At 76.1% G+C, this 11,343-nt stretch carries 10 protein-coding genes; 3 read left to right on the top strand and 7 right to left on the bottom strand.

Annotation, left to right across the window (positions count from 1 at the left end; translation table 11 throughout):
* Window positions 1-28: 28 nt before the first annotated feature.
* A complete protein-coding gene (locus ACFCX4_RS29060) occupies window positions 29-691 on the bottom strand; it encodes a GNAT family N-acetyltransferase (protein ID WP_376148655.1) in 663 nt (220 codons plus the stop codon).
* A 25-nt stretch (window positions 692-716) separates the two neighbouring features.
* On the opposite strand from ACFCX4_RS29060, the gene ACFCX4_RS29055 reads away from it, so the two are divergent.
* On the top strand, window positions 717-890 hold the full coding sequence (locus ACFCX4_RS29055) for a hypothetical protein (protein WP_376148652.1): 174 nt from the start codon (window positions 717-719) through the stop codon (window positions 888-890).
* Window positions 891-930: 40 nt separating this feature from the next.
* Here the strand turns inward: ACFCX4_RS29055 and ACFCX4_RS29050 are convergent, their stop codons facing one another.
* The 4 genes from ACFCX4_RS29050 to ACFCX4_RS29035 form a co-directional block, all read right to left on the bottom strand.
* Complete coding sequence (locus ACFCX4_RS29050; RefSeq protein ID WP_376148649.1) at window positions 931-1,350, bottom strand: ATP-binding protein; 420 nt, start codon at window positions 1,348-1,350, stop codon at window positions 931-933.
* A gap of 122 nt (window positions 1,351-1,472) precedes the next feature.
* Window positions 1,473-1,865: a hypothetical protein gene (locus ACFCX4_RS29045; protein ID WP_376148647.1), complete on the bottom strand. Its 393-nt coding sequence runs from the start codon at window positions 1,863-1,865 to the stop codon at window positions 1,473-1,475.
* A gap of 88 nt (window positions 1,866-1,953) precedes the next feature.
* Complete coding sequence (locus ACFCX4_RS29040) at window positions 1,954-4,437, bottom strand: SpoIIE family protein phosphatase (protein ID WP_376148644.1); 2,484 nt, start codon at window positions 4,435-4,437, stop codon at window positions 1,954-1,956.
* Window positions 4,434-8,291: a HAMP domain-containing protein gene (locus ACFCX4_RS29035; RefSeq protein ID WP_376148641.1), complete on the bottom strand. Its 3,858-nt coding sequence runs from the start codon at window positions 8,289-8,291 to the stop codon at window positions 4,434-4,436. The genes ACFCX4_RS29040 and ACFCX4_RS29035 overlap by 4 nt, the downstream gene beginning before the upstream one ends.
* A gap of 253 nt (window positions 8,292-8,544) precedes the next feature.
* Here ACFCX4_RS29035 and ACFCX4_RS29030 point away from each other — a divergent pair, with 253 nt between their 5' ends.
* Complete coding sequence (locus tag ACFCX4_RS29030; protein WP_376148638.1) at window positions 8,545-8,868, top strand: plasmid stabilization protein; 324 nt, start codon at window positions 8,545-8,547, stop codon at window positions 8,866-8,868.
* A gap of 342 nt (window positions 8,869-9,210) precedes the next feature.
* On the opposite strand, the gene ACFCX4_RS29025 is transcribed toward ACFCX4_RS29030, so the two are convergent.
* Both ACFCX4_RS29025 and ACFCX4_RS29020 read right to left on the bottom strand, forming a co-directional pair.
* Window positions 9,211-9,681 (bottom strand): ATP-binding protein, encoded by a 471-nt coding sequence (locus tag ACFCX4_RS29025; RefSeq protein WP_376148635.1) that lies wholly within the window; start codon window positions 9,679-9,681, stop codon window positions 9,211-9,213.
* 9 nt (window positions 9,682-9,690) lie between these two features.
* Entirely contained in the window at window positions 9,691-10,173 is a 483-nt protein-coding gene (locus tag ACFCX4_RS29020; RefSeq protein ID WP_376148632.1) for an STAS domain-containing protein, read from the bottom strand.
* A 245-nt stretch (window positions 10,174-10,418) separates the two neighbouring features.
* Here ACFCX4_RS29020 and ACFCX4_RS29015 point away from each other — a divergent pair, with 245 nt between their 5' ends.
* Window positions 10,419-10,955 carry a DUF6328 family protein gene (locus ACFCX4_RS29015; RefSeq protein WP_376148629.1) on the top strand — a complete coding sequence of 179 codons (537 nt, stop codon included), beginning with the start codon at window positions 10,419-10,421 and terminating at the stop codon, window positions 10,953-10,955.
* Window positions 10,956-11,343 lie beyond the last annotated feature (388 nt).

The raw sequence follows: 11,343 nt of genomic DNA, 5'->3' as shown, positions 1-11,343 counted from the left end.
CGGACGACCCGTCCGGCCGGGGCGGCGTTCACGCGTCGGCGGGCGCGCCCTCCTGCGGCGCGAAGTACAGGCTCGCCATGGTGGCGCGGACCGTCCAGCCGAGGGCGGTGTACAGCGCCCGGCCGTCGGGCGTGCCGACCAGGATGCCGGTGGTGGCGCCGCCGCGGTGGCCCGCGTCCTGGAGGGAGCGCATCACCAGCGAGCCGAGGCCCCGGCGGCGGTGCTCGGGGGCGGTCTCTATCTGGTCGGCGACGGCGGTGGCCCCGGTGACCGCGAGCTGGCCGCGGGCCGCGTAGTGCCCCTCGGCGGTGCGGACCAGCACCTTGACGACGCCGCCGCGCTGCCAGCTGGTGAGGGTGTAACCGGCCGGCACCACCGGGTCCGCGGCGGCGAGCGGAACGGTCATCAGGTAGCCGGGGACGTCATGGCGCCAGCCGGGGCCGAGCCAGGGGCGGACGGTGTCGTCGTCGGCGAACAGCTTCAGCCAGGTGCCCGGCGCGGTGGTGGCGGCCACCAGCTTGCGCACGTCCGCCTCGGTCGGCTCGGGCAGCACGTGGCGGGCCACCTGGGCCGCCTGGCCGACGTCGACCGTCCAGCCCCAGGGCTCGTCCACCGGGTCGGCCGCCCCCCGTGAGAGGATCCAGCCCTCGACCCACTCCCGCACCACTTCATTGACGGTGGGCTCGTCCACCCGCCACCCCCTGTAATAGCCAATCATGAGGTGTGCAGCTTACCCGATCGTGCCGGAGCCGGGACCCGTTCCGCCCGGACCGGACCCGGTCCGGCTGCGGCTGCGGCTGCGGCTGACGCTCGGGCTGCGCAGGGAGGGCGGCCACTGGACGGCCGCGCACGCGCACCGCTCCTTCCCCGGGCCCACCGGGGCGGCGTGAGCCCCCGGCGGGGCCGCTCGGGAGGCGGGGCCGCACCGGGTCAGGGCGGGGGCAGCCGGACCTCGCACCAGACCACCTTGCCCGGGCCCTGCCGGTACCAGCCCCAGCGGCCGGCCAGGCTGTCCACCAGGAACAGGCCGAAGCCCCCGGTGTCGCGGTGGCGGCGGGGGCGGCGCGGCCACGGCGGCCGGGGACTGCTGTCGCTCACCTCGATCCGCAGGAGCCGACGGCCCCGGACGAGCAGCAGGGTGCCGGGGGCGCCGGTGTGCCGGACGGCGTTGGCGACGAGTTCGGAGACCAGCAGCACGGCGTCCCCGGCGGCCCGGTCGGTGGTGCCGGCGAGCAGTCCAGCCGTGGCCAGCCGGGCCTCGGCGACGGTGCCGGGGCGGGCCGACAGCGGGATCCGACGCGCCCGGACGGCCCGGCGGACGTCCCGCGCGGGCGGGGTGGCGCCGGTCATGGGGTAGCGCCTCCTTCGTCGGGGCGGGGCCGCCGGGCCGGGGCCGTCGGGGGTCTTCGGTGCGGGCGAGCGGGCGGGGCGACCGGGCACGGCCGGCCGGGCGCGGGTGACCGGGCGCGGGGTCAGTGGCCCGGGAGGTCACGGGGCCGGCCCGGGCGCGCGGGTTCGCGCGGTCCGGCGGCCGGGGGCTCCGCCGCCGACCGCTCGTCCAGGACCGGTTCGTCCGTGCGCGGTGCCCTGCTCGCCCCGGTCGCCGCGGCCCGCCGATCGTGCCGGACCGCGGTCCGGTGGGCCCGGCGTGCGCGGCGGGACCAGGCCACCAGCGCCAGGCCGAGGCAGAACAGCAGCGCCAGGGCCAGCCCGGCGAGGAAGATGCCCAGGCTGTCGAGGGTCACCAGGTCCCGGCCCAGGATCATCACCTGGTACTCCGGCCCGCCCGCCAGGTTGCCGGCGATCAGCAGGCCGGTGAAAGCTCCGGTCAGGGCGACCAGCAGGAGTCCGAACAGCAGCAGCATGGCGGTGTCCCTTCGGTCCGTGCCCCCCTCGTGTCGGTTCCTCCCCGTCCCCCTCCGCTGCCGCGCGCCTACCCGGGCGGGACCGGCCCTAACGCGCCCCGGACGACGGGACCGGCTCCACACGGACCGCGACCAGACAGGTGTCGTCGTCGGTGTCGGCCGGGCTCAGTTCCAGCAGCAGGTCCAGGTACCGCTCAAGATCGGGCCCCGGCGGCCCGGCGGCCCGGATCAGGTGGTCGACGGACTCCTCGACCGGACGGTCCCGTCGCTCGACCAGCCCGTCGGTGTAGAGCAGCAGGGACTCCCCGGGGTCGAGGCGGGCCGTGAACTCCTCGTACTCGGCGTCCGGCAGGGCGCCGAGCAGCACCCCGTGCGGCAGCGGCAGCACCTCGGCACCGGCCGGGCCCAGCCTGATCGGCGGGAGGTGACCGGCCCGCGCCCAGCGCAGCGAGCGGCCGTCGGGCCCGAGCAGCACGCAGACGGCGGTGGCGGTCACCTGCCCCGGTTCGCGCAGGGCCACCGTGTTGGCCCACGCCAGCAGCCGCCCCGGACCCGCGCCGGTGACGGCGAGGCCGCGCAGCGCGTGCCGGAGCGCGACCATGCCGGTGGCCGCGCCGACCCCGTGGCCCGCCACGTCCCCGACGGCCAGCAGCACCCGGCGGTCGGGCAGCACCAGCACGTCGTACCAGTCGCCGCCGACCCGCTCCCGCTTGGCGGCGGGCCGGTAGCGGACGGCGGCGCGCAGTCCGGCGGCGCCGAGCGGCGGCGGCGCGACCGGCAGGATCGCCTGCTGGAGGCGGAGCGCCAGCTGCTCGCGCTCGGCGGACACCTGCTCGCTGTCAGCCAGCCGCGCCCGGGTGGCGCCGAGCGCGACCTCGGTCCAGTGCTGGGCCGACACGTCGTGGTAGGCGCCGCGGACCGCGCTCAGCCCGCCGTCGGCGTCCAGGACCGGTTCCGCGACCACCCGGGTGTACTGCTGGGTGCCGTCCGGGCGGACCAGCCGGAACACCGCGGAGGCGGTCCGCAGGCGCTGCTGGACGGTGTCCAGCAGACGCCGGACGGCGGGCTCGTCGTCCGGGTGGACGTGCCGGGCGAGCCGGGCCAGCGGGACGGCGGGAGCGTCGGGCGGCAGGCCGAACAGGTCGGTCAGGCCGGCGTTCCAGAGGATCCGGCCGGTGCCGGGCCGCTCCTCGAAACCGGCCACCCGGGCGAGCCGCTGGGCCTGGCGCAGCAGCGCGGTCTGGTCGGACTCGCCGGCGGCTCCGGCGTCCCGCTGCCAGCTGAGCAGCAGCCGGCGCCCGAGCGGGGCGACGGCGATCCGCAGGGTGGTGGGCTGGGTGATGCCGCCGCCCTGGAAGACCAGCCGCAGGCGGTCGTCGGTACGGGGCTCGCCGCTCCCGTGGGCCCGCAGCAACGGTTCCAGCAGACCGGTGGCGCAGGCCATCGGGTAGGTCTCCAGCAGGGAGGTGCCGTCCAGGCCGCTGCGCGGGCGGCCGAGCGGGTCCAGGAACGCCCGGTTGCTGCGGAGGATCGTGAAGTCGACGGCGTGCCCGTCCCGCAGGACGGGGTCGAGCAGCAGGGCGGGGGTGAGCAGGCCGTCGAGGAGGTCGGTCTGCCACTCCGGCGGCACGGCGGGCCCGGGGTGGCCGAGGACGGTGGCGCACAGGTCGGCGAGGGCCCGCAGCTGGCGGCGCTGCGGGCCGGCGAGGTCGGGCACGGGTCCGCGCCAGAGCACTTCGAGGGCGCCGGGGCGGCGGCCGTCGTCGAGCAGCGGGAGGACGGCCCGGTGGGTGTCGGGGCCGCCGGTCGAGGGGCCGGGCGCGGGGCCGGGCGGCGCCGGGTCGCCGGGCCAGTGCTCGGCGCCGGTGGCCACGGCCTGCCGGGCCGGGGTGGCGACGCCGGGCGGCACCCGGGTCCAGGCCTCGGCCTCGTCGGCGGGCAGCCCCGCCTGGGCGGCGAGCGCGAGGGCGCCGGCCGGCAGCCGCTGCCAGACCAGGACCGCGTGGGCGCCGAGCGGCGCGGCGACCTGCCGCAGGACGGCCTCGACGGCACCGGCCAGGTCCGGCACGGCGGCGAGCGCCCGTGCGGGGGGCGGCGCGACGTCGGGCCCGGTGGGCCGGGCGGGCGAGGCTCCCGGCCCGGACGGCGCGGGCGGGGCGGAAGGGCCGGCGTCGGGTTCCGCGGTGCGGCCGACGATGTCGGCGGCCAGGGTGGTGACCGGTACCCCGGCCTCGGCGGCCAGCCCGGCCAGTCGGGCGGCCGCCTCGACGGGCGGCACACCGAGGCGTTCGACGAGCATCCCGGTGGCGAGGTCGACCAGCGCGCGGCCGGCCTCCTCGCCGCGCATCCGTTCGGCGGCCTGCTGGAGCCGGCGGACGGTGGCGGCCAGCCCGCGGGCTATGGCGTCGCGGTCCTCGGCGGGACCGGGGCCGTCCTCCCCGGCGCCGTCCTCCCCGGCGCCGTCCTCCCCGGGGCCGACCGTGTCCGGGTCGGCGGGCGGTCGGCCGGGCGGGCGCGCGCCGTCCCCGCCGTCGGCACTCGGGGCATGGTCCTCCGGGCCGCCCACGGTCATGACGCGCCCACCCAGTGCCGCATCCGCTCCAGCAGCAGGGCGGTGTCCACGGGCTTGGTGACGTGGTCGTCGGCCCCGGCGGCCAGGCTCTTGGCCCGGTCGCCCGCCATCGCCTTGGCGGTGACGGCGACGACGGGGATCCGGGCGAACCGCTCGTCGGCCCGGATGGCGGCGATGGTGGCGTAGCCGTCGAGGCCGGGCATCATCACGTCCATCAGCACCAGGTCGGTCTCGGGGTGCCGGCGCAGCAGGTCGAGCCCGGCCCGGCCGTCGGAGGCGTGCAGCACGGTGAGGCCGTGCTGTTCGAGGGCGGCGGCGAGCGCGAAGACGTTGCGGACGTCGTCGTCGACGATCAGGACGGTCCGCCCGGCGAGCGGTTCCCCGGCGAGGTCGACGGTGTCCGCGGGGGCCGTGGCCGCGGCACGGCGTCCACCGAGGGCGGCGATCAGCCGTTCGCGCAGCTCGTCCAGCCCGGCGACGGGTTCCAGGCCGTCGACGGCCAGGCCGAGGCCTCCGGCCGGGCCGCCGTCGCCGTGGTAGCCGAGGACGGGCGTGCCCTGCGGGAGCGCGGTGAGCAGGACCGGGGCGAGCTCGCCGGCATGGGCGAGGTCGAGCACGGCGCAGCGGTACGGGCCGTCGGCGAGGGCGGCGCGCAGCGCGGGTTCGTCACCGGCGCTGCGGATCCCGACCGGAGGGTCGTCGCCGTGCGCCTCGGCGGCGGTGCGGGCCAGCAGGGTGAGCAGGGCGGGCGGCTGCGCCTCGACGACCAGGACACGGGCCTCGGCGGGCGGTGCGGCGGCGGACCGGTCGCGGCGGGCGAGCGGCAGGAAGAAGCTGAACCGGCTGCCGCGCCCCGCGGTGGAGCGGACGGTGAGGGTCCCGCCGAGGAGGCGGGCGAGTTCACGGCTGATGGACAGGCCGAGTCCGGTCCCGCCGTAGCGGCGGCCGGTGGTGCCGTCGGCCTGCTGGAAGGCGCCGAAGATGGTGTCGAGGTGGGCCGGGTCGATGCCGATGCCGGTGTCGTCGACGTGGAAGGCCACCGCGGCCCCGGTCTTCCCGAGCTCGGCGGGCAGGCCGTCGCCCGCCACCCGTTCGATGCGCAGGTCGACCCGGCCGGCGTCGGTGAACTTGATCGCGTTGGACAGCAGGTTGCGCAGCACCTGGCGCAACCGGGCCTGGTCGGTGACGAGTTCGGAGGGCACCCCCTCCCCCACGGCGACCCGGAATTCGAGGTCCTTCTGGTCGGCGAGCGGTTTGAAGGCCGACTCGACGTAGGCCAGGAGCTCCTGGACGGCGAAGGGTTCGGGGCGGAACTCCATCTTCCCGGCCTCGACCTTGGAGAGGTCGAGGATGTCGTTGATCAGCTGGAGCAGGTCGGAGCCGGCCGAGTGGATGACGCCCGCGTACTCGACCTGCTTGGGCGTGAGGTTGCCCGCCGCGTTCTGGGCGAGGAGCTGGGCGAGGATGAGCAGGCTGTTGAGCGGGGTGCGCAGCTCGTGGCTCATGTTGGCCAGGAACTCCGACTTGTACATCGAGGTCAGGCTGAGCTGCCGGGCGCGTTCCTCCAGTTCCTGCCGGGCCTGTTCGATCTCCAGGTTCTTGGCCTCGATGTCGCGGTTGCGGTCGGCGAGCTGCCCGGCCTTCTCGGCGAGTTCGGCGTTGGAGCGCCGCAGTTCCTCCTGCCCCTCCTGCAACTCCTCCGAGCGGGCCTGCAGTTCGGCGGTGAGCCGCTGGGACTCGCCGAGCAGCTCGTCGGTGCGGGCGTTGGCGAGCAGGGTGCCGATGTTGACGCCGCAGACCTCGGCGAACTGCTCCAGGAAGTCGCGGTGGACGGCGCTGAAGGGGTGGACGGAGGCGAACTCCATGACGCCGAGCAGCCATTCCTCCAGGGCGATCGGCAGGACGACCACCGAGCGCGCGTGGGTGGCGCCGACGCCGGTGGCGATGGTGGCGTAGTCGGGCGGCAGGTCGTCCAGCAGGACGGTGTGCCGGGAGCGGGCGGCCTGGCCCACCAGCGACTCGCCGAGCCGGACCCGCTCGGGGCCGGCCCCTTCGGCGGGCAGTCCGTAGGCGCTGATCCGGGCCAGCACGGTGGTGTCGTCGCTCTCCTCGGCCAGGTAGAACGCCCCGTACTGGGCACCGACCAGCGGGGTCAGCCCGTCGGTGATCAGCTCGGCGACCGAGCGGATGTCGCGCTGTCCCTGCACGGCGCCGGTGAAGCGGGCGAGGTTGGTCTTCAGCCAGTCCTGTTCCTCGTTGGCACGGGTGGTCTCGCGCAGCGACTGCACCATGAAGTTGACGTTGTCCTTGAGGTCGGCGACCTCGCCGGAGGCGTCCACGGTGATCGAGCGGGTCAGGTCGCCGGCCGCGACGGCGCTGGTCACCCCGGCGATGGCGCGCACCTGCCGGGTGAGGTTCCCGGCCAGTTCGTTGACGTTCTCGGTGAGCCGCTTCCAGGTGCCGGAGACGCCCTCGACCTCGGCCTGGCCGCCCAGCCGTCCCTCGGTGCCGACCTCGCGGGCCACCCGGGTCACCTCGGCGGCGAACGAACCCAGCTGGTCGACCATGGTGTTGACGGTGGTCTTGAGCTCCAGGATCTCGCCGCGCGCGTCGACGTCGATCTTGCGGGTGAGGTCCCCCCCGGCGACCGCCGTCGTCACCTGGGCGATGTTGCGCACCTGGCTGGTGAGGTTGTGCGCCATGAAGTTGACGTTGTCGGTGAGGTCCTTCCACGTCCCGGCGACGTTCGGGACGCGGGCCTGGCCGCCCAGGGTGCCCTCGGTGCCGACCTCGCGGGCCACCCGGGTCACCTCGTCCGCGAACACCGACAGGGTGTCCACCATGGTGTTGATCGCGCCCGCGAGCGCGGCCATCTCGCCCTTGGCCTCCACGGTGATCTTCCGGGAGAGGTCGCCCCGGGCGACCGCGGTGGCGACCTCGGACATCGAGCGGACCTGGCCGGTGAGGTTGGAGGCCATCACGTTGACGTTGTCGGTCAGACCCTTCCAGGTGCCGGAGACGCCCCGGACGGTGGCCTGGCGGCCGAGGTTGCCCTCGGTGCCGACCTCGCGGGCCACCCGGGTCACCTCGTCCGCGAACGCGGAGAGCTGATCGACCATCGTGTTGATGGTCTCCTTGAGCAGCAGGATCTCGCCTCGCGCGTCGACCCGGATCTTCTGGGTGAGGTCCCCCTCGGCGACCGCCGTGGTCACCTCCGCGATGGAGCGGACCTGCGCGGTGAGGTTGTCCGCCATCACGTTGACCGACTCGGTGAGGTCCTTCCAGGTGCCCGAGACGTCCCGGACGTCGGCCTGGCCGCCCAGCCGGCCCTCGGAGCCGACCTCGCGGGCCACCCGGGTCACCTCGCCGGCGAAGGCGGACAGCTGGCCGACCATCGTGTTGACGGTGTTCTTGAGTTCGAGCAGCTCGCCGCGCGCGTCGACCTCGATCTTCTGGGTGAGGTCGCCGCGCGCCACCGCCGTGGTCACCTGGGCGATGTTGCGCAGCTGCCGGGTGAGGTCGCCGGCCATCGCGTTGACCGCGTCGGTCAGCTCCAGCCAGGTGCCGGCCGCGCCGGGCACGTGGGCCTGGCCGCCGAGGCGGCCCTCGGAACCGACCTCCCGGGCCACCCGGGTCACCTCGGAGGTCACCCGGGCGAGCTGTTCCACCATGCCGTTGAACACGGCGGCGATCTCCCCCGGCACGCCCGGCAGGTCGGGGCCCAGCCGGATCCGGAAGTCGCCGTCGCGGACCGCCGTCAGCCCGGCGAGCAGCTGCCGCAGGACCTGGTCGGGCTGCTCCGCCCGGCCCGGCCCGGGCTCCGGCGCGCCGTCCGGCACCTGGTGCTCGTCCATCCCTCCACCGTCCGGATCGACCGCACGGCCGGCTCGCCCGGCGGGCGGCCCCGGCCGTCGGAAGCGGCGGCGCCGCCCCGCCTCCCACTGTGCCACCGTCGTGGGAGAGGTGACAGACGGGAGGGCCGTGACGGGAACGGCCGGGAGTGGCTCCCGGTGGGCGGGCCCGCGTCACGGGCCCGCCGGTGCTTCGCGGCCCGCCGACCGGGTAGACGCGGGCCGCAAGGACGCGTCACCCGGAAGGAGTACCGCCATGCCCCGAGGATCGAGCCCGAAGCGGGAGCGCCAGTACGAGCACATCAAGGACAGCCTCCTGGACCGCGGCGAGAGCGAGAAGGAGGCCGAGGAGATCGCCGCCCGGACGGTCAACAAGGAACGCGCCCGGCACGGCGAGTCCAGGACCGCGAGCCGCAGCTCCGTCCAGGACATCTCGTCCGGGCGCCGCGGCGGACTGCGGTCGCACCGGGGGGCCGGCGGGCCCACCTACGACCAGCTGTACAACGAGGCCAGGCAGCGCGGCGTCAAGGGCCGTTCGAAGATGAACAAGCGCGAGCTGGCCCACGCGCTCGGAAAGTGAGCCAACGCGCTCGGAAGGAACCCGGGAAGGAACCCGGGAAGTGACTCGGGAAGTGAGGAGAGTGAGCACGATGACGAGCAGCCCGGCCGCTCCGGTGAGCGCCCTGACCGTTCCGCCGCCCGGCCATCCGGACACCGAACCGATTCCGCACCCCAACCCCCGGCCCGGCCCCGTGCCCGCACCGGGGCCGGATCCGGCGCCGCCGCCGGTCCCGCCGTTCCCGCCGCCGGGGCCCGACCCGGTGCCGCCGACCGAACCCCGGCCGGTCGGGCCCTGAACGGGGCGCCGGCCGGGCGCCGACCGGGTACGTGCCGGGGCACGGGGCCCGGGCGCCGGCCGGCCTCAGCCGCGCCGGCGGTCCAGCGGGGACGGCACCTCCAGCCAGACCGACTTGCCCCCGTCCTCGGGCCGTGAGCCCCAGGCCCCGGCGAGCCGGTCCACCACGCGCAGCCCGTGCCCGCCCGGCTGCCCCGGGTCCGCGAAGGGGCGCAGCCTCGGCGGCTCCGGGCTGGCGTCGCTCACCTCGACCAGGAGCCGCCGGGTGTCCCAGCGCAGCCGCAGCTCGCGCGGGCCGCCGGGGGCGTGCAGACAGGCGTTGGTGACCAGTTCGGAGACCATCAGCAGGACGTCCTCGAAGACGGCCACCTGCTCCTCGTCGGGCCAGGCCTCGCCGTCCATCGCCAGCCAGTGCCAGTCGAGCAGCGCCTGGCGGCTGAAGTCGCGGCAGCGCTGCACCGCGCCCTCGCTGCCGCTCAGCGCCAGCCGCCGGGTCTCGTCCCGGGCGGGTACGGCGGCGGTCCCGGGACCGGTCATCGCGGCACCTCACACGCCCTCGTGGCCGGTACCGGGACCGCCCGTACCCGGACCGCCGGTACCGGGGTCGGCCGGCCCGTCCGCCGCGAGCGCCGCCCCGAGGCTGGGGTGGATCCGCAGCACGGTGTCGGCCCCGGTGACCGCGAACAGCCGCCCGACGGCGGGGGGCGGCCCGGCGACCTCCAGACGGACTCCGGCCCGTTCGGCGTCCTGCCGGGCCCGGAGCAGGATGTTCAGGCCCGTCGAGTCGCAGAAGCTCAGGCCGGAGAGCTCGACCACGATCCGGGCCAGGCCCTCCTCCGGCTGACCGGCCAGCGCGGTGCGCAGCCCGTCCGCCGAGTCGTGGTCGAGCTCTCCCCCGACGGAGACGACCCGTGCCCGTCCGACCCGGTGCACCGTGACCCGCAGCTCCCCCGGGCGGTACGGCTCCGGTCCCCGGTGGCCCGTGGCGCCCCCGTCGTCGTCCTCCGTGCCCCCGTCGGACAGTTGCATGGCCGGCTCCCGGTCCGCTCGCAACGGCCTCGTGCCGTCCGGACCATGATGCCGCGCGGCGGGACGGGCCGCACGGACGGCGGGCGACGGCGGGTGCGCGCTCGGGCGGAACGCGCTCGGGCGGAGCGGGTCCGGCATCCGGGCCGTGCCGTCCACGCACCGCGTTTGCCCCGGCCCTCTCCGGGCTACACGCACAGGACGAGGGGCGGCACACAGGACCGGCGGTACGGACGGAGGCGGAACGGATGTCATCCGGGACGACCGGGCCGGGCGGCCCCTCCGGGGCGCGCAGCGGGCGGCAGGAGTCGCCGGAGGAGCGCGCCGACCGCCGCTGGGTCGATCTGCTGCAGGAGATCCGGGTCGCGCAGACCGGCTCGCAGGTCCTGTTCGGCTTCCTGCTGAGCGTGGTCTTCATGCCGCGCTTCGCCCAACTGGGCGACTTCGACCGCAACCTGTACGTGGTCACCGTCGTGCTGGGCGCGCTGGCCACCGGGTCGCTCGCCGCCCCGGTCTCCTACCACCGGCTCTTCGCGGGGCGCCGGCTCAAGCCGCAGCTGGTCGACGCGACCGCGCGGCTGGTGGGCGTCGGGATGGTGCTGCTGGCCCTGACCATCGGGTCGGCGCTGCTCCTGCTGCTGCGGGTGGCCACCGGCAGTGCGGAGGCCGCCTGGATCGCGGGCGCGGTGATGGCCTGGTTCGCGGTGTGCTGGCTGCTCGTCCCGCTGTTCCACCTGCGCCGCCACAACGGCCGCGGCAGGCAGGGACACGGACCCGCGGACTGAGCGCCCGCCACCCCCGGAGCTCCGTACCCGACGGCCCTCCCACCGGCCCCGGCATTACCGGTAGCGGTCCCGCCCCGCCCGGCCTTGACCGGACCCGGCCGGACGGCCGATCCGGCTCGTGCCCCGGCTCACCCGGTGCACCGCCACAGAGCGCACCGAGCACCCCTGGCGCCCGCCGAAGCCCGCCCCGACAAGGCCCCGCCCCCCTGGATGCGCCCGCACCAGGCCCCTCCCGAGCGCGCCGCACCCACCGGATCCCCGACCGCATCACGGGGCGGGCCCGGAGCACCGGGCCCGCCCCACCCCTCACCACCCAAGCTCCGCCGCCCGGAGCACGTTCGTAAAAATATACCGACCGGTCTACATAGATCCTGTCTCTTATAAACAA

The organism is Kitasatospora sp. NPDC056327 (assembly GCF_042261735.1).
Lineage (GTDB): Bacteria > Actinomycetota > Actinomycetes > Streptomycetales > Streptomycetaceae > Kitasatospora.
The sequence above is the reverse complement of the archived record's forward strand: the minus strand, read 5'-3'. Positions and strand labels throughout refer to the sequence as shown.